Annotated in this window: 25 protein-coding genes and 2 pseudogenes; 19 read left to right on the top strand and 8 right to left on the bottom strand. The window is 73.7% G+C overall.

Translation table 11 applies throughout. The features are described 5' to 3' along the window. A complete protein-coding gene (locus ACZ4XJ_RS03305; protein WP_468495125.1) occupies positions 1-1,287 on the bottom strand; it encodes an RNA polymerase sigma factor in 1,287 nt (428 codons plus the stop codon). Further along, on the bottom strand, positions 1,284-1,700 hold the full coding sequence (locus ACZ4XJ_RS03300) for a YciI family protein (protein ID WP_468495124.1): 417 nt from the start codon (positions 1,698-1,700) through the stop codon (positions 1,284-1,286). Before ACZ4XJ_RS03300 ends, ACZ4XJ_RS03305 begins: the two co-directional genes overlap by 4 nt. Before the next feature lie 387 nt (positions 1,701-2,087). Here ACZ4XJ_RS03300 and ACZ4XJ_RS03295 point away from each other — a divergent pair, with 387 nt between their 5' ends. The 3 genes from ACZ4XJ_RS03295 (at position 2,088) to ACZ4XJ_RS03285 (ending at position 5,420) form a co-directional block, all read left to right on the top strand. Further along, positions 2,088-3,362: a class I SAM-dependent methyltransferase gene (locus ACZ4XJ_RS03295; protein WP_468495123.1), complete on the top strand. Its 1,275-nt coding sequence runs from the start codon at positions 2,088-2,090 to the stop codon at positions 3,360-3,362. Continuing rightward, entirely contained in the window at positions 3,359-4,069 is a 711-nt protein-coding gene (locus tag ACZ4XJ_RS03290) for an alpha/beta fold hydrolase (protein ID WP_468495122.1), read from the top strand. Before ACZ4XJ_RS03295 ends, ACZ4XJ_RS03290 begins: the two co-directional genes overlap by 4 nt. Before the next feature lie 97 nt (positions 4,070-4,166). Beyond that, positions 4,167-5,420 carry an NAD(P)/FAD-dependent oxidoreductase gene (locus tag ACZ4XJ_RS03285; protein WP_468495121.1) on the top strand — a complete coding sequence of 418 codons (1,254 nt, stop codon included), beginning with the start codon at positions 4,167-4,169 and terminating at the stop codon, positions 5,418-5,420. 6 nt (positions 5,421-5,426) lie between these two features. Here the strand turns inward: ACZ4XJ_RS03285 and ACZ4XJ_RS03280 are convergent, their stop codons facing one another. After that, a complete protein-coding gene (locus ACZ4XJ_RS03280) occupies positions 5,427-5,696 on the bottom strand; it encodes a UBP-type zinc finger domain-containing protein (RefSeq protein WP_468495443.1) in 270 nt (89 codons plus the stop codon). Between the two features lie 307 nt (positions 5,697-6,003). On the opposite strand from ACZ4XJ_RS03280, the gene ACZ4XJ_RS03275 reads away from it, so the two are divergent. Both ACZ4XJ_RS03275 and ACZ4XJ_RS03270 read left to right on the top strand, forming a co-directional pair. Further along, positions 6,004-6,489 carry a cation:proton antiporter regulatory subunit gene (locus tag ACZ4XJ_RS03275; RefSeq protein WP_468495120.1) on the top strand — a complete coding sequence of 162 codons (486 nt, stop codon included), beginning with the start codon at positions 6,004-6,006 and terminating at the stop codon, positions 6,487-6,489. Positions 6,490-6,496: 7 nt separating this feature from the next. Next, positions 6,497-7,798, top strand: coding sequence for a cation:proton antiporter (locus ACZ4XJ_RS03270; protein ID WP_468495119.1), 1,302 nt, complete (start codon positions 6,497-6,499; stop codon positions 7,796-7,798). Positions 7,799-7,842: 44 nt separating this feature from the next. On the opposite strand, the gene ACZ4XJ_RS03265 is transcribed toward ACZ4XJ_RS03270, so the two are convergent. After that, positions 7,843-9,516: a helix-turn-helix domain-containing protein gene (locus ACZ4XJ_RS03265; RefSeq protein WP_468495118.1), complete on the bottom strand. Its 1,674-nt coding sequence runs from the start codon at positions 9,514-9,516 to the stop codon at positions 7,843-7,845. Between the two features lie 139 nt (positions 9,517-9,655). Between ACZ4XJ_RS03265 and ACZ4XJ_RS03260 the strand changes: the two genes are divergently transcribed. The 5 genes and pseudogenes from ACZ4XJ_RS03260 to ACZ4XJ_RS03240 all read left to right on the top strand — a co-directional run. Continuing rightward, positions 9,656-10,084 (top strand): hypothetical protein, encoded by a 429-nt coding sequence (locus tag ACZ4XJ_RS03260; protein WP_468495117.1) that lies wholly within the window; start codon positions 9,656-9,658, stop codon positions 10,082-10,084. Next, positions 10,078-10,383 carry a helix-turn-helix transcriptional regulator gene (locus ACZ4XJ_RS03255; RefSeq protein ID WP_384001687.1) on the top strand — a complete coding sequence of 102 codons (306 nt, stop codon included), beginning with the start codon at positions 10,078-10,080 and terminating at the stop codon, positions 10,381-10,383. The genes ACZ4XJ_RS03260 and ACZ4XJ_RS03255 overlap by 7 nt, the downstream gene beginning before the upstream one ends. Further along, complete coding sequence (locus ACZ4XJ_RS03250; RefSeq protein WP_468495116.1) at positions 10,380-11,354, top strand: NAD(P)-dependent alcohol dehydrogenase; 975 nt, start codon at positions 10,380-10,382, stop codon at positions 11,352-11,354. Before ACZ4XJ_RS03255 ends, ACZ4XJ_RS03250 begins: the two co-directional genes overlap by 4 nt. A gap of 229 nt (positions 11,355-11,583) precedes the next feature. Beyond that, positions 11,584-11,772, top strand: a pseudogene (locus tag ACZ4XJ_RS03245) (3'(2'),5'-bisphosphate nucleotidase CysQ); the annotation flags it as partial. Beyond that, a pseudogene (locus ACZ4XJ_RS03240) lies at positions 11,766-12,034 on the top strand (NAD(P)-binding domain-containing protein); the annotation flags it as partial. The pseudogenes ACZ4XJ_RS03245 and ACZ4XJ_RS03240, both read left to right, overlap by 7 nt. A 102-nt stretch (positions 12,035-12,136) precedes the next feature. Here ACZ4XJ_RS03240 and ACZ4XJ_RS03235 read toward each other — a convergent pair. Next, a complete protein-coding gene (locus tag ACZ4XJ_RS03235; RefSeq protein ID WP_468495115.1) occupies positions 12,137-12,583 on the bottom strand; it encodes a DUF7144 family membrane protein in 447 nt (148 codons plus the stop codon). Between the two features lie 179 nt (positions 12,584-12,762). On the opposite strand from ACZ4XJ_RS03235, the gene ACZ4XJ_RS03230 reads away from it, so the two are divergent. From ACZ4XJ_RS03230 to ACZ4XJ_RS03210, 5 genes are all read left to right on the top strand, one after another. Next, the gene (locus ACZ4XJ_RS03230; RefSeq protein WP_468495114.1) at positions 12,763-13,389 is read left to right on the top strand and encodes an alpha-ketoglutarate-dependent dioxygenase AlkB; all 627 of its coding nucleotides are present in this window, start codon (positions 12,763-12,765) and stop codon (positions 13,387-13,389) included. Positions 13,390-13,494: 105 nt separating this feature from the next. Beyond that, complete coding sequence (locus ACZ4XJ_RS03225) at positions 13,495-14,460, top strand: tellurite resistance/C4-dicarboxylate transporter family protein (RefSeq protein WP_362876176.1); 966 nt, start codon at positions 13,495-13,497, stop codon at positions 14,458-14,460. A 71-nt stretch (positions 14,461-14,531) separates the two neighbouring features. Continuing rightward, positions 14,532-14,966 carry a VOC family protein gene (locus ACZ4XJ_RS03220; protein WP_468495113.1) on the top strand — a complete coding sequence of 145 codons (435 nt, stop codon included), beginning with the start codon at positions 14,532-14,534 and terminating at the stop codon, positions 14,964-14,966. A 158-nt stretch (positions 14,967-15,124) separates the two neighbouring features. After that, on the top strand, positions 15,125-17,413 hold the full coding sequence (locus ACZ4XJ_RS03215) for a phosphatase domain-containing protein (protein WP_468495112.1): 2,289 nt from the start codon (positions 15,125-15,127) through the stop codon (positions 17,411-17,413). A gap of 11 nt (positions 17,414-17,424) precedes the next feature. Beyond that, the gene (locus ACZ4XJ_RS03210) at positions 17,425-17,772 is read left to right on the top strand and encodes an NYN domain-containing protein (RefSeq protein ID WP_468495111.1); all 348 of its coding nucleotides are present in this window, start codon (positions 17,425-17,427) and stop codon (positions 17,770-17,772) included. Between the two features lie 9 nt (positions 17,773-17,781). Here the strand turns inward: ACZ4XJ_RS03210 and ACZ4XJ_RS03205 are convergent, their stop codons facing one another. Continuing rightward, positions 17,782-18,273, bottom strand: coding sequence for a hypothetical protein (locus ACZ4XJ_RS03205; RefSeq protein WP_362876179.1), 492 nt, complete (start codon positions 18,271-18,273; stop codon positions 17,782-17,784). 406 nt (positions 18,274-18,679) lie between these two features. Here ACZ4XJ_RS03205 and ACZ4XJ_RS03200 point away from each other — a divergent pair, with 406 nt between their 5' ends. The 3 genes from ACZ4XJ_RS03200 to ACZ4XJ_RS03190 all read left to right on the top strand — a co-directional run bounded on the left by ACZ4XJ_RS03200 (position 18,680) and on the right by ACZ4XJ_RS03190 (position 20,628). Continuing rightward, complete coding sequence (locus ACZ4XJ_RS03200) at positions 18,680-19,204, top strand: hypothetical protein (protein WP_468495110.1); 525 nt, start codon at positions 18,680-18,682, stop codon at positions 19,202-19,204. Between the two features lie 156 nt (positions 19,205-19,360). Continuing rightward, positions 19,361-19,594, top strand: a complete 234-nt coding sequence (locus tag ACZ4XJ_RS03195) for a DUF397 domain-containing protein (RefSeq protein WP_362876181.1) — start codon at positions 19,361-19,363, stop codon at positions 19,592-19,594. Between the two features lie 125 nt (positions 19,595-19,719). After that, positions 19,720-20,628: a helix-turn-helix domain-containing protein gene (locus ACZ4XJ_RS03190; RefSeq protein ID WP_362876182.1), complete on the top strand. Its 909-nt coding sequence runs from the start codon at positions 19,720-19,722 to the stop codon at positions 20,626-20,628. A 7-nt stretch (positions 20,629-20,635) separates the two neighbouring features. Here the strand turns inward: ACZ4XJ_RS03190 and ACZ4XJ_RS03185 are convergent, their stop codons facing one another. Both ACZ4XJ_RS03185 and ACZ4XJ_RS03180 read right to left on the bottom strand, forming a co-directional pair. Then, positions 20,636-21,457 carry an SAM-dependent methyltransferase gene (locus ACZ4XJ_RS03185; protein WP_362876183.1) on the bottom strand — a complete coding sequence of 274 codons (822 nt, stop codon included), beginning with the start codon at positions 21,455-21,457 and terminating at the stop codon, positions 20,636-20,638. Between the two features lie 151 nt (positions 21,458-21,608). Continuing rightward, positions 21,609-22,655: a S66 family peptidase gene (locus ACZ4XJ_RS03180; RefSeq protein ID WP_362876184.1), complete on the bottom strand. Its 1,047-nt coding sequence runs from the start codon at positions 22,653-22,655 to the stop codon at positions 21,609-21,611. Between the two features lie 146 nt (positions 22,656-22,801). On the opposite strand from ACZ4XJ_RS03180, the gene ACZ4XJ_RS03175 reads away from it, so the two are divergent. Continuing rightward, positions 22,802-23,173 (top strand): YbjQ family protein, encoded by a 372-nt coding sequence (locus ACZ4XJ_RS03175; protein WP_362876185.1) that lies wholly within the window; start codon positions 22,802-22,804, stop codon positions 23,171-23,173. Positions 23,174-23,335: the final 162 nt, after the last annotated feature.

Raw genomic sequence — 23,335 nt, 5'->3', positions numbered from 1 at the left:
TCATGCGGACGCCCCTGCCCGGTCGTTGGCATCGCCGTCGGGGTCCTCGCCGAGCCGGGCGGCCCGGGAGCGCAGGTAGCGCCGCTCGGGGAGGCTGAGGGTCAGCTCGGCGGCCCTGGTGTAGGCGGCACGGGCCGCCACGGCGTCGCCGGCCCGCTCCAACAGGTGGGCCCGTACGGCCTCCGGGCGGTGGTGACCCGCGAGGTGTTCGTCCCGCTCCAGGTCGGCCAGCAGGGCGAGGGCCCGGTCCGGGCCGTGCACCATGGCCACGGCCACCGCGTGGCCCAACAGTTCCGCCGGCCCGGGCACCAGCCGGATCAGGACCTCGTACAACCCGAGGATGTCCGTCCAGTCGGTGTCCTCGTCGCGGGCGGCCTCGCCGTGGACGGCCGCGATGGCGGCCCGCACCTGGTACGGGCCGAGCGGCGCCCGCGTCAGGGCGTCGCGGACCAGGGCGACCCCCTCGGCGATCGCCGCCGCGTCCCAGCGTCCGCGGTCCTGTTCGGCGAGCGGGACCAGGCTGCCGTCGGGCGTAGTACGGGCCTCCCGTCGCGCGTCGGTGAGCAGCATCAGGGCCAGCAGGCCGGCCACCTCCCCGTCGGCGGGGAGCAGGGCGTGGACGGCCCGGGTGAGACGGATCGCCTCGACGGCGAGCGCGGCGCGCCGCAGTTCACGGCCGGAGGTGGCGGTGTGGCCCTCGTTGAAGATCAGGTAGAGCACCTGGAGGACGTCCCCGAGCCGCTCGGCGCGGTCGTCCTCGTCCGGCATGCCGAAAGGAGACCCCGCGGCCCGGATCCGACGCTTCGCCCGACTGATCCGCTGCGCCACCGTCGCCTCCGGGACCAGCAGCGCCCGGGCGATCTCGGCGGTGGTCAGACCGCCCACGGCGCGCAGGGTCAGCGCGATCCGGGCGGCCGGGCCCAGGTCGGCGCGACAGCACAGGAACAGCAGCTTCAGGGTGTCGTCCTCGGCCGGGGCGCGGGCCTCGCCCGGCGGCGGGGCGAGGAACTCGTCGCGCGGGGTCAGCGCGGCGGCCGACTCCTCGCGGCGCCTGCGCGCCTCCTCGCCGCGCAGCAGGTCCGTCAGCCGGCGCGAGGCGACCCGGATCAGCCAGCCGCGCGGATTGTCGGGCCGTCCTTCGCGCGGCCACTGCCGGGACGCGGCCAGCAGCGCCTCCTGCACCGCGTCCTCGGCGAGGTCGAAGTGGCCGTAGCGGCGCACGAGCGCGCCGAGGACCTGCGGCGCCGTGCGGCGCAGCAGATCCTCGGGGACGGGGCCCGTCGTCACATCTCGGTCCCCACGCCCTCGCCGACCGGGTGGACGACGACCGGGTAGTTCGGGGCGCCCTCGGGGACGGGGCAGGCGTAGGCCCGGGCGGCGATCTCGGCGGCCCGCGCGAAATCGGCGACGTCGACGATCCAATAGCCGGCGAGCACCTCCTTCGTCTCCCCGTACGGACCGTCGGACACGATCGGCGAGCCGTCGGCGCCGGCGGTCACCAGCCGGGCCCCGCGCGGTTCGGCGAGGCCTTGGCCGTCGACCCACTCGCCCGACTCGGCGAGGTCGTCGTTCAGCGCGTTCATGTGGTCGAACATCGCCTTGACGTCCGCCTCGGACCACGCCGGACTGCCGGGGCTGCCCTTGCCGGCCATGGCGTCGTAGTCGGCCTGGTTGCCGAGGACCATCAGCATGTACTTCATGGGGTGCCAATCCTCCAGATCGTTGGCCACCTCCGCGGTGGCCTCTCGCAGGGGACGTCGGAGCCGTGGCTCCCATTTCGACACGCGGCCCGCGGCATCGCGCGACGACCCGCCGTCCGGAACGCCCCTCGGGCCTCGTCGTCGCAGGTCCGGGCGTTGTCGAAAGGCGAAAACATCTGCCGCGGGAGGCGGGTGAGGCGCGGCAACGGGCACGAAACGGATCAAACGCGGCACCTCCGGGGTCCGTCGTGGGGGAAGCGCCGGGCCGTGAATAACCCGACCCATCCGAATCCGCGCCGGCCGCGAAGGACAGGTGACAGACCGCTGCCGGGCGGCACGACACACAGCGGCCCGGCGCGGAACGCAGCGACCGGAAGGCCCCACTTCGTGACCCTCTCGACGCCTCGTGCCACGCGTGAGGACCAGTCCGTTCCCCACCCGCGGATACCGGCCGACCCCCGGTCCTGGCCCGACGTGGTGCGCCGCCCGGAACCACCACTGGGTCACACGGCCATCGCCCGCGGGCTGCTGCGGCGCGCCTTCGCCCGGCTCCCGCTGCGCGTGCGCCTCGGTGATCTCGCGCCCTGCGGCAACGGCCCCGAGCTCACCGTCCACGACCCGGACGCCTTCTTCCGCCGGATCGCCGCCCACGGCCTCATCGGCTTCGGGGAGTCGTACATGGCCGGCGAATGGGACGCCGCCGACCTGCCCGGCGTCCTCACCGTCCTCGCCGCCCACGTCGACGAACTCGTCCCCGCCCCGCTGCGCCGGCTGCGCGCCGCCTGGGTGCGGAGCAGGCCCGACGCGCAGCGCGGCACCCCGGAAGGCGCCCGGGAGAACATCCAGCACCACTACGACCTGTCGAACGAGCTCTTCGAACTCTTCCTCGACCCGTCGATGAGCTACTCCTCGGCCGTGTTCACCGCCTTCCCCGCCCGCCCCGAAATCCTGGAGACGGCGCAACACCGGAAGATCGACCGGCTCCTCGACCTCGCCGGCGTCGGCCCGGGCCGCCGCGTCCTGGAGATCGGCACGGGCTGGGGCGAACTCGCGCTGCGCGCCGCCTCCCGGGGCGCCGACGTCGTGACGCTCACCCTCTCCGCCGAGCAACGGGACCTGGCCGAGCGCCGGATCGCCGCGGCGGGCCTCTCGGACCGGGTCACCGTACGGCTGCGGGACTACCGCGAGGTGCGGGGCACGTACGACTCCGTCGTCAGCGTGGAGATGATCGAGGCCGTCGGCGCCGACTACTGGCCCGTCTACTTCCGTTCCCTGCGCGGCGCCCTCGCCCCGGGCGGCAGGATCGCCCTCCAGTCCATCACCATGCCGCACGACCGGATGCTCCTCACCGACCGCACCCACACCTGGATCAGCAAGTACGTCTTCCCCGGCGGACTGATCCCCTCCCGGCGCGCCATCGAGGAACACGCCGGCCGCGCGGGCCTCGGCGTCGTCTCCGACGAGGGCTACGGCGACCACTACGCGGAGACGCTGCGCCTGTGGCGCGAACGGTTCACCGCCCGCGCCGACGAAGTGGCCGACCTCGGGTTCGACCGTACGTTCCGCCGCATGTGGGAGCTGTACCTCGCCTACTCCGAAGCCGGGTTCCGGGCCCGCTACCTCGACGTCCGTCAGCTGCTCCTCGTCGAGGGGTCCCGGTGACCCCCGTGACCGACCGCCCCGCCGGGCCCTCCCGGGACTCGCGCGGGGCCCGTGAGGCCGGTGCGTCCGCGGACGCCCTGCGGGTGCGACGGGCGCCGCGGCGGCCCGACTGCGCCGTGCTGCTGCTTCACGGCGGCCGTGCGGAAGGACTCGCGCCGCCCCCACGCGTCGGCCTGCCGTCGCTGCGCATGCGCCCCTTCGCCGCCGCCGTGCTGCGCGCCGGCCGGGCGGAGCGGATCCTGGTGGGCGACGTCCGCTACCGGCACCGGGGGTGGAACGGCGACCGGGCGGACCCCGTCGAGGACGCCCGGCGGGCCCTACGGGAACTGCGCCGCAGCGCCGGGCCGATACCGGTCGTGCTGATCGGGCACTCCATGGGCGCCCGCACCGCCCTCCGGGTGGCCGACGAGGCGGACGTCCGGGGCGTCGTCGGCCTCGCCCCCTGGTGTCCGCCCGGCGAACCGGTGGCCCACCTCCGGGACACCCCGATCGTCCTGCTCCACGACGAAGCGGACCGGGTCACCCGTGCCGAGGACACCTGGGCGTACCTGCGCCGCGCCCGCGCCCGCGGCACACCGGCCGAGGGCATCGCGATGCCGTACGGGAGCCACGCCATGCTCCGCGACGCCCGCACGTGGCACCGGACCGCCACCGCCGCCGCCCTCGCGCTCCTCGACCTCGGCCCGATGCCCGCCACCGACCGCTGAGCCGAAGCCGGTCGTCCCCCGGGGTGCATCCGGCGGGCGGTTCGGGGCCGAAGGGGCAGTGACAGCAGCAGCCGTAGGACGGAAAGGACGGCGGCCCATGCCCGGCACGCGCGGCACCCGTGGAGGAAACCGCTCCGTCATCGTGGTCGGCGCCGGGGCGGCGGGCCTCGCCTGCGCAGCGGACCTCGCCCGCGCCGGGACGGAGGTGTCCCTGTTGGAGGCGTCCGACCGGGTGGGCGGCCGCATGCGGACCGACGTACGCGACGGGTTCCGCCTCGACCGGGGCTTCCAGGTGTTCAACACCTCCTACCCCCAGGTCAAACGCCGCCTGGACCTGCGCGCCCTGCGGCTGCGCCCGTTCACCCCCGGCATGCTCGTCCACACCGACCGGGGGCGCGTCCGCTTCGCGGATCCGACCCGGCGGCCCGGCGAGGCCCTCGGCCTGCTGCGCGACGGCCGGCTGTCCCCGGCGGGCGCCGCCGCCACGGGCGCGCTCGGCGCGGCGGGCCTGCTGCTGCCGGCCCCGCTCCTCAAGCGGCTGCCGGAGACCGGCACGCGTGAGGCCCTGCGCTCCTGGGGCCTGCCGGCCCCCCTGACCGAGGAAGTACTGGGCCCCTTCCTGGCCGGCGTGTTCCTCGAAGACCGCCTGGAGACCTCCAGCCGGGTGTTCCACCTGATCTGGCGCAGCTTCCTGCGCGGCACCCAGGCGCTGCCCGCCCTGGGCATCGGCGCGGTGCCGGAGCAACTCGCCGAGGCCGTCCCGGCCGGTCGGCTGGCGCTGGGCACCGCCGTCGCCTCCGTCGCCGACGGGGGAGTGGTCCTCGCCGACGGCTCCTCCCGCGAGGCCGACACCGTCGTCGTCGCCACCGACCCGGCCACCGCGTCCCGCCTGCTCCCCGGCCGGCCGGCCGTCGCCACCCGCACGGTGACCACGTACTACCACGCCTGCGCCACGTCCCCGCTGAAGGAACCGACCCTGCTGCTCGACGCGAAGCACAGGTTCCTGAACAGCTGCGTGCTGACCGAGGTGGCCCCGTCCTACGCGAGCGACGGCCGCGCCCTGGTTTCCACGTCGGTCCTGGGCGCGGGCGCTCCCGAAGCCTCCGCGGACCTGTTGGCGGCGCTGTCCGAGGCCTACGGGACGGACGCGGGCCGGTGGGAGCCGGTCGCCGCCGTCACGGTGGAGGGGGCGTTGCCCGTCATGCTCCCGCCGTGGCCGCTCAGCCGGCCCACCCGGATCGCCGACGGCCTGCACCTGTGCGGCGACCACCGGGCGACCGGTTCGCTCCAAGGCGCGCTGGCCTCCGGCGCCCGCGCCGCGCGCGAGGTCCTGCGTACCGTCCGCGCCTGAGCGGTCTCAGGCGGGTCGGCCGCCGGTCACCGGGACGAGGAAGACCTCGTCCTGGTAGCACCAGGCCCACGCCTCGCCGTCCTCGGCGGACCGGGCCACCGGGTGACCCGAGGCGGCGGCGTGCGACGCGGCGTGCTTGCCGGCGGAGCTGTCGCAGCAACCGACGTGACCACAGCTCAGGCACAGCCGCAGGTGCACCCACGACCGTCCGGCCGCCAGGCACGCGGCGCAGCCGTCGCCGGCCGCGGGAGGCTCGCCCCCGCCGGCCGTGTCCAGATGCCCGCACGGGCGCCCCTCGGGCCTGCCCGCGTCATGGGCGACGGTCCAACGCGTCACGACGGCTCCCTTCGTGCGGCCTTCACACGGCTTGGCGCGGCCTTCGTGCGGCCGTGGTGCGGCCTTGGTGCGAGAGGCCCCCGCTCCATCCTCGTCGCCGTTCGGGCCCGTGTCCATCCGTCATGACACCCATATCCCCGGCTCGTTCGCAGGTGGCAACATATGGTCTTGCCGCGCTGGATCACCTGCCTGAATCCGCCGCGCGCCACACCACCATCGCAAAGAACGAGATTGAGGGGGATGGGCTGTGCCTGCTCCACGGATGAGCACGACACCGCTGCCCGGCATCGGCGTGCAGTACGACCTCACCACCCGGGAACACCGACACCTGTCGGTGATCGCGCACCGGGACGGGACCCGGACGGTCAACGTGTACCGGGCCGACGACCCCGACGCGTGTTCCCAGTCCCTGCACCTGACGGGCGCGGAGACCACGTCCCTGATCGACGCCCTGATGCCCGCGCACCACAGCCCGAACCTGCTGCACACCACCGACCTGGGCCTGGTCGCCGAGCGCATCGAACTGTCGGCGCACTCGCACTGGAACGGCCGCGTGCTCGGCGAGACCCGGATGCGCACCGAGACCGGGGTGTCCGTGGTTGCCGTCCTGCGCCGCGCCGAGGCCCGCCCCTCGCCCGCGCCCGACTTCCGCCTCGCCGGCGGCGACACCCTCATCGTGATCGGCACCCGCGAGGGCGTCGACGCCGCCGCCTCGATACTCGGACGGGAGTGATCCGCACGTGCATTCCGCAGTCTTCCTGATCGAATTCGGTGCGATCATCCTCGGCCTGGGTCTGCTGGGCAGGCTCGCCGGCCGCTTCCACTTCTCCCCGATCCCGCTCTACCTGCTCGCGGGCCTCGCCTTCGGCACCGGTGGGCTCCTGCCGCTGGGCGCGAGCGAGGAGTTCGTCGCCATCGGCGCCGAGATCGGCGTCATCCTGCTCCTGCTGATGCTCGGCCTCGAGTACACCGCCAGCGATCTGGTGTCGAACCTCAAGACCCAGTACCCCGCCGGTCTCGTCGACTTCACGCTCAACGCCGTACCCGGCGCGGTCGCCGCGCTGCTGATGGGCTGGGGACCGGTCGCCGCCGTCGTGCTGGCGGGGGTCACCTGGATCTCGTCCTCCGGGGTCATCGCCAAGGTGATGGGGGACCTGGGGCGGCTCGGCAACCGCGAGACGCCGGTCATCCTCAGCATCCTGGTGCTCGAAGACCTCGCCATGGCCGTCTACCTGCCGATCGTCACCGCGCTCCTCGCGGGCGTCGGCCTCGCCGCGGGCAGCCTCACCCTGGCCATCGCCCTCGGCGTCGCGGGCGCCGTGCTGTTCGTGGCCGTCCGCTACGGCCGGGTCATCTCCCGCTTCGTCTCCAGCGATGACCCGGAGAAGCTCCTCCTCGTCGTCCTCGGCCTGACCCTGCTGGTCGCCGGCGTCGCGCAGCAGCTCCAGGTATCCGCCGCCGTCGGGGCCTTCCTCGTCGGCATCGCGCTCTCCGGTGAGGTCGCCGAGGGCACCCACACCCTGCTCAGCCCGCTGCGGGACCTCTTCGCCGCCGTATTCTTCGTCTTCTTCGGTCTGCACACGGACCCCGCGAGCATTCCGCCCGTGCTGCTGCCGGCGCTCGCGCTCGCCGTGGTGACCGCGCTGACGAAGATCGCCACCGGCTACTGGGCCGCCCGGCGGGCCGGCGTCGGGGTCAACGGGCGCTGGCGGGCCGGAGGCACGCTCGTCGCCCGCGGCGAGTTCTCCATCGTCATCGCGGGCCTCGCCGTCACCGCCGGCATCGAACCCGCCTTGGGCCCGCTCGCCACCGCCTACGTCCTGCTCCTGGTGATCATCGGACCCCTCACCGCCCGCTGGACCCAGCCCGTGGCCGTATGGATCACCGGGCGCCGCACGCCGCCCGCCCCGCCCGTGCTCGCCGCGGTGCCCTCGCCGGCGACGTCCCCGGAGCGGGGGACGGGGACGGGTACGGGGACGGGGACGGAGACGGCGGCGGACCGGCGTTCGGTCCAGGACCAGGACCCGGCCGGCCGCGCCTGAGCCCGGCCCGCCCGGGGCCCGCGTACGGTTCCGGGCGGCCGGCGTCAGTGCATGCGCAGCGCCGCGACGAAGTCCATCTTGTCCTCCAGCCGGGCCAGGTTGCGGCCCGTCAGCGACTCGATGCGCGTGATCCGGTAGCGCAACGAGTTCACGTGCAGGTGCAGCGACTCCCCGCAGCGGGCCCAGGACCCGTCGTGGTCCAGGAAGGACCGCAGCGTGGGGACCAGGTCGCTGTGGTGCCGGCGGTCGTACTCGTACAACGGGGACAGCAGCCGCCGGCTGAACGCCCGTCGGACCTCCGCCGGGATCAGCGGCAGCAGGGACATCACGTGCGAGGCCATGTCGGCGGGGCCGCACACGCCGACGGACGACGCCGGCCCGGTCCCGGCCGTCCTCGGCGCGGCCGCCACCTGACGGGCGTGGCGGGCCTCCGCCACGGCGTGCCGCAGGTCGGCCGCGTCCTCGACCGGGTCGCCGAGCCCCAGGCTCAAGCGCTCCCCGTCCCGCAGCGCGAGCGGCAGGGCCGCGCCCGCCACGTGTCGTACGGCCTCGGACGTCAACTCCTCGCCCCGCGCCAGGAGGACGAAGGCCACCGCCTCGCCCGCGTCCCCGGTCGCCGTCACCGCGATCCGGTGCGCGGCGTCGGGGCCGAGGCACCGCGGGTGCAGCAGTACCTCCTCCAGCAGGTCCGCCACGGGCGCACCGCCCGTAAGGGTCTCCCACCGCGCCGCCACCGGCTGCCAACGGACCCCGTCGCCGGGCCCGTCCGCTCCGGTCAGGGTCGTGGCGAGACGGGCCGCGGCCTCCGCGGGAGCCGCCACGCCGCCGCCCGCGGGGGATTCCAACGGGCCGAGCAGCCGCCCCGCCGCCCGCCGCCCCGGGGCACGGTCGGCGTGCCGGCCGGCGCGCTCCACCGCCATCAGGGCGGCCAACCGTTCGACGAGGTCGATGTGTTCGCCGGGCCAGTCGCCGCTGTCGGCCTCCACCGCCACCAGCCAGTCCGTCGGCGCGGCCCCGGCGCCCGTGCCCGACCGCACGGGGAACAGGGAGTAGGCCGTGGTGTGGACCCTCGTGCGGTGCGGGGGCCGCCGGCGAGACCGCTCCGCGGTCAGGAACCGGGCGGCGAGGGCCGTCGCCGTCTCCTCGGGCAGGGCCGGTCGGGTGCCGGCGACCAGCCGGCCTGTGGGGGACACGAGGTGGGCGCGCAGGTCGAGTTCGGACCACAGCAGATCCAGGAGGGCCTCGGCCCCGCCGCCGGTACCGCCGGCCGTCGTCAGTCGCCGGTGCCGGTCCACCAGCGCCGCCAGGTTCCCCACCCGTGCCCCGGCCTGTCGGCGGGCGACGAACTCGGCGATCGAGGTGAAGGAGACGTTCACGCCGATCGCGAGCAGTGGCAGTCCGTGCCGGGTGCAGGCCTCCTCCAACGCGCTGGGCACGTGCCCGAACTCGGCCTCGCCGGCGCCGAGTGCGGCGGCGCCGGCCTCCACGAGGATCCGTACGTAGGCGTCGGGGCGCTCGGGATCCTGTCGCAGCCAGATCAGTCCGGTCAGTACCAGGTCGCCGGGGGAGACGAACCGCCGCGGGTCCGGCAGGTCGATGGTCACCGTGCGGTGCACGGGCCGGTCGAGCCCGTCGTCGCCGTCCCGGTCCGCCCGACCGGCCCGCCCGTCGTCGACGAGCCGAAGGAGCCGGGACGAGATCACATCGCGCAACTGCATGGCCCCAGCCTGTCATGACCTCGCACAACTGCCCCAGTAGGACCACATGGTGGGCGAGGTAAAGAATGCTTGACACGATGTCGCGCGTCCTTGACACTCCAGGTGTCTGGTTTTCTTGACATGGGCGGTGGTGGTGGCAGTGGCGGTCGAAGAGAAACGCGCCTGGATCATGCTGGTGGTCGCGGTGACGTCGTACGCGGCGTACCTGTGGTGGGTGCTGGCGCGCCCCGCCGGGGTGGAGCTGGATCAAGCGCCGTACGTGGCGGCCCTGTTGTGGACGGTCGGGCTGTCGATCGCCGCCTCCGTCGCGGGGCACGTCGCGGTGTCGGCCCTCGCCGCCCCGGAGGACAACACCAAGGACCGGCGGGACCGGGAGATCCACCGGTTCGGCGAGTACGTCGGCCAGTCGTTCGTCGTGATCGGCGCGGTCGCCGGACTCCTGCTGGCGATGGCCGAGGCCGCGCCCTTCTGGATCGCCAACGCGATCTACCTGGCCTTCGTCCTGTCGTCGGCCCTCGGCTCCACGGTCAAGATCGTCTCCTACCGGTTCGGATTCCACCCGTGGTGAAGCCGACGAGGGTCACCAACACCATCCGGGCCCAGCGCTTCGCGCACGGCGAGATGACCCAGGCCGAACTCGCCCGCCGCATCGGCGTCAGCCGGCAGACGGTCATCGCCATCGAGCAGGGCCGCTACTCGCCCTCCCTGGAGATGGCGTTCCAGATCGCCGCGGTGTTCGGCGTCCCGCTCGACAACGTCTTCCAGTACGCGGGTGGTTCCGCCGCGCCGGTCACGCCGACCGAGCCCGCCGCGCCCGCCGCGCCGACCGAGCCCGCGCCTTCCGGCGACGAGGGAGGAACCCCGTGAGAGCGATCGTCCAGGACGTCTACGGACCGCCCGAGGTGCTGCGCCTCGACGACGTGCCCCGGCCCGTTCCCGGCCGCGGCGAGGTGCTCCTGCGGGTGCACGCCGCCGGCGTCGACCAGGGCGTCTGGCACCTGATGGCCGGCCGGCCCCACCTGATCCGCGCCGTCGGCTTCGGCCTGCGCAAGCCCAAGGACCGCGTCCGCGGCCTGGACGTCGCGGGTCGGGTCGAGGCCGTCGGACCCGGCGTCACCCGCTTCGGCCCGGGCGACGAGGTGTACGGGATCTGCGACGGCTCGTTCGCGGAGTACGCCCGCGCCAAGGAGGACCGCCTCGCCCCCCGGCCCGCCGGGCTCACCCCCGAACAGGCGGCCGCCGTACCGGTGTCGGCCGCCGCGGCCCTCCAGGCGCTGCGCGGCACGGGACGGCTCCGGCCCGGCGGTAGCGTCCTGGTCATCGGGGCGGCGGGCGGTGTCGGCACGTACGCCGTGCAACTGGCCAAGGCCCTCGGCGCCGGCCACGTCACCGGGGTGTGCGGCGCCGGCGCGGCGGACCTGGTCCGCGCGCTCGGCGCCGACGAGATCGTCGACTACGCCACCGAGGACCCCGTCGACGGCGCCCGGCGCTACGACCTGGTCCTCGACATCGCCGGGAACCGTCCCCTGCGGAACCTGCGCCGGGCCCTCGCCCCGCGCGGCACCCTCGTCATCGTCGGCGGGGAGAGCGAGGGGCGCTGGATCGGCGGCAACGACCGTCAACTGCGAGCCCTGTTGCTGTCGCCCTTCGTCCGACACCGCCTCCGGGCCCTGGCCTCCGCGGTCCGCGCCGACGACCTGCTCGCCCTGGCCGGGTTCATCGACTCGGGCGCGCTCGTACCGGCCGTCGACCGGACGTACCCCCTGGTCGAAGTGCCGGACGCCATACGGCACTTGAGGGCAGGTGGGGTACGGGGCAAGCTCGTCATCCGGGTGTGAGGCCGGGACCGGCCTGCGTCGTGGTGGGGGCGGTCGGTGGCGCGAAGAGCGCCCGGACGGTTTCGGTGGCCAGGTCGCGCAGCCAGGCGTGGGCGGGGTCCTCCTCGTAGCGCTGGTGCCACAGGAGGTACAGGGGGACCTCCGGCAGGGGGAGCGGCGGCGGCAGTGCGACGAGGCCGAGTCGCTCCCGGACCGCGCGGGTGACCGCGTCGGGGAGGGTGACGACCCCGACCTGGGCGCCGCCCTCGTCGGCACCGGCCAGGCCAGGCCCGGCGAGGACGAGCGCACCTCCCGCCGGATCGGTGACTCGGTCACCGCGATGCTCATCAACGGCCTGGTCGTGCGCGTGTCCGTCCCCGCCACGATGCAGCTCATCCACGTCGCGGCCGGCCGCACCGACGCCTTCTGGCAGTTCTCAAGACCCACAACACCATGCTGTTCATGGTCATGACCGCCCCCGAAACCCTGGCCGTCCCACCGACGGCCTACCTCTCGGGTGACGACCGGGAGGCGAAGAGCACCGTCGCTCACCTGCTCGGTGACCTGGGCTGGCAGCCCGGGTGGATCGAGGACCTCGGCGGCATCAGCACGGCCCGCGCCACCGAGGCCATGATCCTCGTGGTTGCCACGTCCTGCGCCGACACGGCTTCCAGCCCTTCGCGGTCTCCCTCTCCCGTTGACCCGTCCTCCGGGTGCGGGCGGACCCGGCCCACGGTGGAGGCCCGGCGCTCCAGCGGATCGTCGGCCCGGGTCTGCGTGGACACGGGCCCGTACGCCCGGATTCAGCGCACCGGGCCGGTATCCGCCTCGCGTTGCATGCCCGTGCACAGGGCCCAGATGATGAAGAGGTTGACGGCGATCAGCACCAGCGCCCACAAGGGGTAGTACGGCAGCCAGAGGAAGTTGGCGATCGCGCCCAGGCCCGCGATGGCGACGCCGAAGTAGCGCGCCCACAGGGCGCCGCTGAGCACCGCGCAGCCGGCGAGGACCAGGATGATGCCCAGGATCAGGTGGATCCAGCCCCAGCCCGTCAGGGTGAGCCGGAACACGTAGTGGCGGGTCATCAGGAACAAGCCGTCCCGCGAGAGGGCCGCGATCCCCTCGAAGACCGCCATGATCCCGCCGAAGATCATCAGTGCGGCGGCGAGGACGGTGGTCCCGGACGTGTGCGCGTGCGTGGGGCTCGGATGCGTGCGCCCCGGTTGGGGTCGGGTGGCGTCACTGGCCATGTGGGTCTCCTCGGATGGCAGAGCCGGACGAGCAGCCGGGGCGGGTGATCCTTCGATTCAGCGTGGCACAGGGGCATGACGTCGGCACTCCGGCCGGGAGGGAGCGGCGACGTGGCCGCGCGCAGGCCACCGCCCGCCATATTCGAGCAGGTGTTCGGATTCGGGGGTATCGTGGAACCATGCACGCGCTCCAGGGCTCCCTCTTCGACCAGACCGACGAGATCCGACTCGGCCCCCTCGCCGGCATGCGGCGCACGCCGCTCGGCGCCGGAGCCTGGGTGGACCGGCTGCCCGGCTGGCTGACCGGAGCAGACGCCCTCTTCGAGCAGCTCGCCGCCGAGGTGCCGTGGCGTGCCGAACGCCGGCAGATGTACGAACGCGAGGTCGAAGTGCCCCGGCTGCTCGCGTTCTACGGGGACGGCGCGGAACTGCCCCACCCCGCCCTCACCGAAGCCCGTACGGCGCTCGACCGGCACTACGCCGCCGAGCTGCACGAACCGTTCGTCACCGCCGGCCTGTGCCTCTACCGCGACGGCCGTGACAGCGTCGCCTGGCACGGCGACCGCACCGGCCGCTCCGCCACGCAGGACACCATGGTCGCGATCCTGTCCGTCGGCGATCCCCGAGACCTCGTACTGCGCCCGCGCGACGGTGGCGCCACCCTGCTCCGACTGCCCCTGGGCCACGGCGACCTCGTCGTCATGGGCGGCTCCTGTCAGCGGACCATGGAGCACGCCGTCCCCAAGACGGTCCGTGCCGTCGGCCCCCGGATCAGCGTCCAGTTCCGCACCCGCGGCGTCATGTGAGGACCCGGCGCGCCGACGTCGCGGGCGCCGCCGCGTTGAGGTGTCATGGGACCCGCCCGGGAACCGCACCCCTCGCGAGCCCGACGGGACCGAAAGCCGGTGGACATGAGCGTCGCACCCGACCGGGGCCGGTGGACCGGACTGACGCCCGCCGCCGGGGGCGCCGTCATGGCCGGCGGCATCCTGTCCGTCGGCCTGGACCTCGTCGGCCGCACCTGGATCTCCCTCGGCGCCCTCGCCGTCGCCGTGGCGCTGTGGCTGGTGCTCGCCGCCGACTTCGCGGTCCGGCTCGTCGCCGACCGCGGCCGGTTCCGGGCCGAGGCCTACACCCCTTCCGCCCTCACCGCCGTCGCCGCCACCACCGTGATCGGCACCCGCGTCGCGCAGCTCGACCGGGCGGCCGCGCAGACCACCGCCACCGCGCTCCTGGTACTCGCCGCCGTGCTGTGGCCCGGCCTCCTCGGCGCCGTCGTCCGGCACTGGCGTCGACGGATGCCCGGCGCCGCCTTCCTCGCCTGCGTCGCCACCCAGGGGCTCGCCGTCCTCGCCGCGACCCTGGCCGACGGCCGGCACGTCGACTGGCTCGCCCGGGCCGCCCTGGCGTGTTTCTGCCTCGGACTGGCGCTCTACGCGCTGGCCCTGCCCCGCTTCGACTTCCGGGAGGTCACCGGCGGGGCGGGCGACCACTGGGTGGCCGGCGGGGCGCTGTCCATCACCGCCCTGGCGGGCGCGAAACTCACCGCCTCCCCCCTGTGGACCGGCGCCGCGCACACCGCGCTGCGCACCCTCACCCTGGCCTGCCTCGCCGTCTCCCTCGTCTGGTACGCCGTCCTGCTCGCCGCCGAAGTGCGCAGCCCCCGCACGCACTACGACATCCGCCGCTGGTCGACCGTCTTCCCGCTCGGCATGACCGCCACGGCCTGCCTGTCCGCCGCGGCCGCCACCGGCCCCGGCTGGCTGCGGCCGCTGGGCGAGGTGCTGCTCTGGATCGCGGTCGGGGCGTGCGTCCTCACCTGCGCGGCCTTCTGGCTGTCCCGTCGGGGCGGCGGTTCCGGTACGCCGGGCCCGTGACGGCGTGCCGCGGGCGGGCCGGGCGGGGCCGTGCGGTGGCGGGTCGCGGCAGTGGTCAGTAGGGTCCCGGCATGGCGTACACGTTCCAGGTGACCATCGACTCCACCGACCCGCACCCGCTCGCCGACTGGTGGGCCGAGGCCCTCGGCTGGGAAGTCGAGCCCAGCGACGAACAGTTCATCCGCGGCGTGATCGCGGCGGGACACGCGAGCGACGAGGACACCACCACCCACCGCGGCGTGCTGGTCTGGAAACTCGGCGCCGCCATCCGCCACCCGGAGGGGCTCGAACAGGCGCCGCGCGTCCTGTTCCAGTTGGTGCCGGAGGCCAAGACCGTGAAGAACCGCGTCCACCTCGACGTCCGCATCGGGGACGACGACCCGAAGGCCGTCGTCGAGCGGTTCCTCGCCATGGGGGCGACCCACCTCCACGAAGCGAGCCAGGGCCCCTTCCGGTGGACCACCCTCGCCGATCCGGAGGGCAACGAGCTCTGCGTGACGTACTGACGTCGCGTCGCCCGACCTCGACGGCTGCTTCTTCCTTCCCGACCGCATCCTGCGCCCCGCGACATCAACCGCCCGGGCGCCGCCCCGACCAGGCACAATTGACTACCGGGCACCCCCTCCCACAGGCGAGAATGAGCCATCTAAACCGGGAGGAACCCATGAGCCAGGACCACCTGACTCTGCATGACCTGGTGCCCGCCCAGGCACTGGCCGAGTCGATCGCCGCCGGGTACGTCACCCGCAAGCCGCACCCCGAGCTGCCGCTGTCGATCTACACGTACACCAGGGCGGCCCAGTACCAAGGCGTTTGGGACCAGGTCACCACGCGCTGCCGCGGACTCGTCGCCGACGACGGCACGGGCGCGGTCGTCGCGCTGCCGCTGCCGAAGTTCTTCAACGTCGGCGAGCACGAGGCCGGCATGCCCTACGCGCCCGCCCTCCCGGACGAGCCGTTCGAGGTGTACGACAAGGTCGACGGCAGCCTCGCCGTCGTCTTCCACTACGCGGACCGCTGGCGCGTCGCCTCCAAGGGGTCCTTCACCAGCACCCAGGCCGACTGGGCCCAGCGGCGCCTCGACGGCAAGGACACCGGTGCGCTGCGCCCGGGCGTCACCTACCTCGCGGAGATCCTGTACCCGCAGAACCGCATCGTCGTGAACTACGGCGACCGCCGTGACCTCGTCCTGCTCGCCGCCTTCGGCCCGGACGGAGCCGAGGTCCCGCTGGCCGAGGCCGCAGGCCACTGGGAAGGCGTCGGCTCCGTCGTCAAGGTGTGGCCCGCGATGCCCCTGGGCGAGCTGATGGCGCTGACCGAGTCCAACACCCTGCCCGGCGGCGCGCCCGCGACCGGCACCGACGCGGAGGGCTTCGTCCTGCGCTTCGCCTCCGGCGTGCGCGCCAAGGCCAAGCTCTCCGAGTACGTCCGCCTCCACCACGTCCTCACCGGCGTCAACGAGCGCGACATCTGGCGCGGCCACGGCATCCAGCGGTTCGCCGGCGTGCCCGCCAAGCGGCTCGCGCAGGGCCTCAACTGCACCGTCGCCGAGATCGAGGCCTCCGGCGGCAAACCGCTGGACGCCCTGCTGGAACAGGTGCCCGACGAGTTCGACGCCTGGGTCCGCGAGGTCATCGCCCGCCTGGAGGCGCGGGCCGCGGACCACGAGCGGGCCATCGACGATGCCTGGGCGAGCCTCGCGCACCTGGCCGCCGACCGGGGGGCGTTCGCCCGCGCCGTCAAGGGACTCCCGGACCGGGACGTCCGTCCGGCGATGTTCATGCGGCTGGACGGCCGGTCGACGGAACTCACCAGCTGGCGTCACGTACGGCCCGACGTGGCCGACACCCACACCACCGACGAGGAGGGCGGCGCGCAGGAGTCCGCCCGAGGTTCCGCGCCGCGCCCAGTCGTACCGGCCGCGGCCCGCCCCGCGGTTCCCGCCGGTCGGCGGCCCGCCGCGCGCGAAGCCGCTCCGCGGCAGGCGGCCGCCGACCCGGCCGCCGGTGGGGACGGCGTGCTGCCCGTCGTGCACGTCATGACGGGACTGCCGGCCTCCGGCAAGACGACCGCCGCGCGCGCCCTGCAGGCATCGGCCGGCGGCCGGATGCGCCGCGTCAACCTCGATGACCTGCGGGCCATGCTCGACCTGCCGGACCCCGAGCGCGGCCGGTCCTTCGCCCACGAACAGACCGTCCTGGAGATCCAGGACGCGGCCGTCCGCGCCGCCGTCGACGGCGGGTTCGACGTGGTCGTCGACAACACCCACCTGACCAAGAACATCCCGAAGCGGCTCAAGGCGGCGGTCGGTGGTCTCGCCACCTTCGTCGTCCACGACTTCACCGACGTGCCCCTGGAGGAGTGCCTGCGCCGCGACGCGGCCCGGGAACGGCAGGTCGGCGAGGAGATCATCCGGATCCTGGCCGACAAGCACCAGAAGGCCCGCAAGGGCGGCTGGCGGCTCACCGCCGAGTGGATGAACGGCGGCTCCGACGGGGCGGCCCTGCCGGCCGTCCGGCCCTACGTCCCCGACCCGGCGCTGCCCTCGGCCGTGATGTGCGACATCGACGGGACCCTCGCGCTGCTCGGCAACCGGGGACCGTACGACTTCTCGCGCTGCGAACTCGACCTGCTCAACGAGTCCGTGCGGCACGCGCTGGACGCCTTCCGGCGCGCCGACGACGACGTGATCGTGCTGCTGTCGGGACGCAGCGAGGAACACCGTCCGCAGACGGAGTCCTGGCTGCGCGGCCACCGGGTGCCCTACGACGAACTGTGGATGCGGGCCGCCGGGGACACGCGCCGCGACGACGTGGTCAAGGCGGAGCTCTTCGACGCGCACGTGCGCGACCGCTACGCCGTCCGCGTCTCGCTCGACGACCGGGACCGCGTGGTCGCGGTCTGGCGCCGGATGGGCCTGCCGACCTGGCAGGTCAACTACGGCGATTTCTGAGAGGTGACGCCGTGACGGTCCTCATCGTGGACGCCGCGAACGTGGTGGGGTCCGTCCCCGACGGCTGGTGGCGGGACCGGCGCGCCGCCGCCGAGCGGCTGCGCGACCGGCTCGCGCTGCGCGAGGCGGGGGAGGAGATCATCCTCGTGGTCGAGGGCGCCGCCCGCGGCGTCCCGTCCGTGCCCGGCGTACGGGTGGACGAGGCGCCCGGCAGCGGCGACGACCGGATCGTCGAGCTGGCCGCCGCCCACGCCGGCCGCGGCTGCGTCGTGGTCACGGCGGACCGGGAACTGCGCGAGCGGGTGCGGGCGTACGGAGCCGAGTGCGCGGGGCCCCGGAGCGTACGCCCGCAGGACTGACCCGGAAGGTCAGCGGCACCACTTCACGGGCGTGATGTTGTGGATGTAACGGGCGGAGACCCAGGCCTCCCGGTGGTCCATGCGGCGCTCGTCACCGCGGGCGCCGTCCGACTCGTCGCCGCGGACCGGCTCGCCGTTCATGTCCTCCCGGCGGTCCTTGCGGTCCAGGAGGTACCAGAGGTCGTTGCCGTCGACGCGCTCACCGCGCTGCTTGCACTCGATCGCCAGCTTCTGGTTCGGGTACACCTTGCCCAGCTCGTACCCGCGCGTGCTCGGCTTGCTGCGGACCTTCAGCGGCCCGCGCGAGACGACCTTGCCCAGGGCGTGGCGCGGCTTGGGGTAGATGACCGGCCCGCCGGTCTGGACATCGTCGTACACGTCTTCCTGCGCGGGCCGGTCCCTGTACGGACCCTCGTCCGCGACGGAGACGCCCGCACCGACCAGGCCGAGCACCAGGCTTCCGGTGGCGAGAGCGAGGATGGTCCTGGTGGGCTTCAGCATGAGCCGCTCCTCTACGAAGACTTCCGCCCGGCCCGCGACGCGCGGCCCGGGGCGGCAACCAGCCGGTTGCCACCGACGACTATGGCGAGGCGATGCCGCCGGGCCCGTCCGACGCACCGCCCTTTAGCCCGATATGCCCAATGCGCGGCCGGGGTCGGGGCGCGGCCTCGGGGCCCGGCGTGGATGTCCGGCCGCCCGGGCCGCCGTTCCGGCGCGGGACAACCGCGCCTCGTACTCAGGCGGTTGGGCGCACGTACTCGGGCGGCCGAGCCCCCGCGCCGCTACCGTGTGGGCAGCCGGGGGAACCGACGGCAGTTCAGGGGGCGGTCATGCGTCGTCGTACGAGGGCGATCGCGGGGGCGGGGTCACTGGGCGGGGCGCTGCCGGCGTCCCTGCTCCTCGCCGGGTGCGGTACGGACGCCGGCGGCGCCGAGCCGGGGACGGGGCCCCCGGGACGGTCGCCACGGCGACGCCCTCCGCCGCGGCGGGCCCCTCCGGGACGTCCGCGCCGGCCCCTTCGGGGTCGACGGCTCCCGGCACGCTGCCGACGGCGTACGCCTTCACCCCCGACCCGGCGCGCGTCCCGCGCACCGCCGGGGAGGCACGCCGGTTCACCCGGGCCGCCGCGCTGGACCCGGACTCCTGGTCGGCCGGCATGGTCCGGCACGGCCCGGCCCCGCTGCACGCGGCCGAGGCCTACGACGCGGTGCACCTGCCGGCCCGGTGCGCGCAGGACCTGGGCCGCGTCCGGGTGGAACGCGGCGACCTGCTCGCGTCGGTGCGCGGGACGACGTACCAGGGGGTGTCGAAGAAGTACGCCTTCGAAGCGGCGAACGGCACCTTCACCGGCGACGGCGGCCTGTACTTCTACACCGTCTCCGCGGGCCGGTTCCGGCTGCTCGGCGACCGCCCGACGCTCTGGCCCGCGTGAGGGCGACCAGTACCGGCCGGAACTGGCCGATACGCGAGCACCCTTTCGGGGGACTCCCGTTCGGCCCCGGCGTGGCTAGCATTCTCGTAAGTGCTTGTCACGCAATCGCATATGGGATTGCGTGATCATGGACGTCCGATAAGAAGGGGACCGAACATGCAATTACGCAATGGGGTCGTGGCGAGCGAGATTCCCGACGTGACGTGGGTGAAGAGCAGTTCCAGCGTGGGCAACGGCAACTGCGTGGAGGTCGCCGCACTCGACGGCGGCGGGGTGGCGATGCGCAACTCGCGCTTCCCCGACGGACCCGCGCTGGTGTTCACGGCGGCCGAGATCGAGGCGTTCGTGGACGGGGCGAAGCGGTCCGAATTCGATCACTTGGCGGGATGAGCGCCGGACCACGGGCCGTCGCGCAGGCTGGATTCCGGGCTAATTCGTAGGCCAAAGCTTGGACGGTCGGGTGGAGAGACTCCATGGTGATGACTGGGACCTGCCTCAGTCGTATAGGAGTTCATATGCCCGCGCTCCCCGAGCCGCTGCCCGATCAGGTCGCTCCGGTACTGCCCCTGGGGCGAGAACCGAGTCGGGCGGCGGCGGGCCGCGTCCTGGGCCAGGCGCTCCGGGGGTTCCGTGAGGACCGCGGCCTCACCCTGAGGGACGTGGCGCCCGTCATCCGCGGCTCCGTCTCGAAGATCAGCCGCCTGGAGCGGGGCGAGAGTCCGCCCAAACCCAAGGACGTCCTCGACCTGGCCCGGCACTACGGACTGGACGCCGAGGAGACGCGGACGCTCGAACGGCTCCTGGAGTTCGCCCAGGACTGCGAGTGGTACGAGCAGTACAGCGACGTGACCCCCGGCTACCTCAGGCGCCTCATCCAACTGGAGGGCGACGCCGAGGAGATCTGCCTCTACGAGAACCTAGTGGTCCCCGGCATCCTCCAAACGCCCGACTACGCCGCGCACATGGTCCGCGCCGTCATGCCCAGCGCCCCGCACGAGGAGATCGTCCGGGTCGTACAACTGCGCACCCAGCGCCGCCTGCGCCTCATGGGGGCCGAGGTGCCGCGGTTGACGGTGCTGCTCGACCAAGGCGTCCTCAAACGCCGCTGCGGCAGCTCCGAAGTGATGCGCGAGCAACTGTCGTACCTGCTGAGCGCCGGTGACACCGCCAGGGTCAACATCCGGATCCTCGACATGACCTCGGGGTACGTCGCCGCGCCGCCCTATCCGATCACCCACCTCACGTTCCGCGACGGCGGACCCGGCGAGCTGGCGTACGTCGAGCACATCAACGGCGCCAACTACGTGACCCGGCCGCGGGCCCTGGACGACCACCGCAACGCGCTGAGCAACCTGCGGGTCGCGGCGGCCTCCCGGGACCGCAGCCGGGAACTGATCGTCGAGGCGCTCGACGGCTTCCGCTGAACCGGGTTCAGCGCAGCCGGCCCACGCCGCCCCACTCGACCCAGTCCCTCGGCCGGAGCTCGGGGGGCGGCGGTGTGCTGTCAGGGCGCCAGTCGACCACGTCGACGAGGTGCGGTTCGAGGATGTCCAGACCGTCGAAGTACCGCTCGACCTCGTGGGTTTCGCGCACCCGGCCCCAATGGCCCTGCGTGCTCACGTCCATGAGCCGGGTGACGTCCTCGCGCACGACCGGATCGTCGCTGACGAGCTGGCAGATCACCATGAAGCTGCCCGGCGGCAGCATGGCCGCGGTCCGGCGCACGACCGCCGCGGGATCCAACTCGTCGCCGGTGTCCGGAATGCAGTGCAGGACCGACACGAACAGGGCGGCCATCGGCGCCTCCCAGTCCAGGAAGGTGTCCGTCGCCCGCCGAATCGATTCGGTGTCCCGCAGGTCCCGCGAGATGACCAGGGTGCCCGCGTTGTCGTGGAGGGTCGTCTGGGCGTGCGCGAGGACCATCGGGTCGTTGTCGACGTAGGCCACTTTGCAGCGGGGATCGACGCGCTGCGCCACCTCGTGGACGTTGTCCTGGGTGGGGAGGCCGGATCCGTGGTCGAGGAACTGCCGGATGCCGTAGTCCTCGACGAGGGTCCGTACGACCCGGGTGAGGAACGCCCGGTTGTTCCGGGCCAGGAGCTGGGTGCTGGGCGCGATCTCCAACAACTTGGCGCAGGCGGTGCGGTCGCTGTCGTAGTTCTCCACACCTCCCAGGAGCCAGTCGTACATGCGCGCCACGCTCGGGGTGTGCATGTCGATCACGGGTGGCCGGCGGTTCTGCCCTAAGTCCATGTGCCCTCCTCGTGGCCCTGCCGGGCCTGTGCCGTGGAACCGGCCCATGGTAGGGAGTGCCCGGCCCCCCTGCCAATGGCCCGTACCCGGTTCCGGCCGTCCTGTGGTCCGGTACCGGCCGCGGCCCGGCCCGGCGGGCGGAGACGCCGGCTCAGTAGGTGACGACGATCCGCCGCGCCGGCCCGTCCACCCGGATGTTCCCGCCGACGGGCACCACGAGTTGGGGGTCGGTGTGGCCGAGGTCGACGTCGAACACGGCCATCGTGTCCGGGGCGTACTCGCGCAGCGCCCGCAGGACGGCCTCCCGCTGCCGCTGTCGGAACAGGACCTTCTCCGCCGGGTCGAGGGGCTGGTCGAACGACCAGCTCTTGGCCCGGCCCATCAGCAGTGCGGGGAACTGTCGCAGGAGACCGCGTTCGCCCATGCTCCGCAGGACGCGGTACACCTCCTCGGCGCGCGGCATGTCCTCCGAGGTCTCCAGGAACAGGACCTGGCCCGCGTGGGATTCCGAGGGCCCGATGCGGCCGGCCATCAGGAGCTGGGCGATGATCTCCAGGTTGCCGCCCCAGCCGCGGCCCTCGACCACCCGGTCGTCGCCGTACCAACTCCAGCCGTCGACCGGCTCCGTGCGCGGTTCGGAGTCGAAGGTGCGCGGATCGTCCCAGGGTCGGTCGACGTCCCTCGACGCGGACGCCGGGGTGAGTTCGTACGGGCCCGAGGTGAACAGCGCCGCGCGGAGCGAGGCCGCCGTCGCCGGGTGCAGCATTCCGGGCCGGCCCCACTCGACCATCACCGAGCCGCCGTGGTAGGCGACCATGCCGAGCTCCCGCAGGAACAGCAGCAGGTTCGTGTTGTCGCTGTAGCCGAAGAACGGCTTGGGGTGGGCGCGCAGCAGTTCGCGGTCGAGGTGCGGGAGGACCGTGATCTGGTCGTCGCCACCGATGCTGGCGATCACGGCCTTGACCTCGGGGTCCGAGAAGGCCGCGTGCAGGTCCGCCGCCCGCTCCGCGGGCGTCGCGCCCATGCGCCGGGTGGTCGGGTACTCCACGGTCCGCAACCCGAAGTCCTCCCGGAGCCTGCGCAACCCGAGCTCGTGCGGCAGCGGGAACAGGCCGGGCAGCCCTGCGGCGGGGGACACCACCGCGACCAGGTCGCCGGGGCGGGGCTTGACCGGGTGGACGGGCTCGATCGTGGTCATCGGATGATCGTAGACGGGCCGCGGGCCCTGCGGGGAGAGGTCGCGGGAGCCGAGCGGGGCCCTCGAATCGAACGGACGTGCGTTGCGGGTCGGCCGCAGGTCGGGCTGCGGATGCGGGGCGGCGTGGGTGGCGCCACAGTGGGCCCATGGGTATCGAAGACTACGGCGGCGGGCCCGGCGCCCAGCAGACCGGCGTACTGGTGGTCACCACCAACGACGTCCCCGGGTACCGGGTCGAGCAGGTCATCGGCGAGGTCTTCGGGCTCACCGTGCGCTCCCGGCACCTGGGCAGCCAGATCGGCGCAGGCCTGAAGTCCATGATCGGCGGGGAGCTGAAGGGCCTGACCAAGACCCTCGTCGAAACGCGCAACCAGGCCATGGACCGGCTCATCGAGCAGGCCAAGGCGCGCGGCGGCAACGCGGTGCTGATGATGCGCTTCGACGTCACCGAGGCCGCCGACATCGGCACCGAGGTGTGCGCCTACGGCACGGCCGTCGTACTCGTACCGGCCCCCTGACCGGGTTCGGACCCGCCGGACCCTCACCGCAGGGGCCGACGTCCGGATCCGGCCGCGCGAGATCGGCCGGTAAGGGTCCCCGACGCGCCGCGTGCCCTTCGCCCCGGGGTGGGCGCACTCCGGGCACCGCGCGCCGCACGGCCGCACGGGAGCACGTCGGCA

This window comes from Streptomyces sp. NPDC029836, from assembly GCF_055574495.1.
The sequence above is the reverse complement of the archived record's forward strand: the minus strand, read 5'-3'. Positions and strand labels throughout refer to the sequence as shown.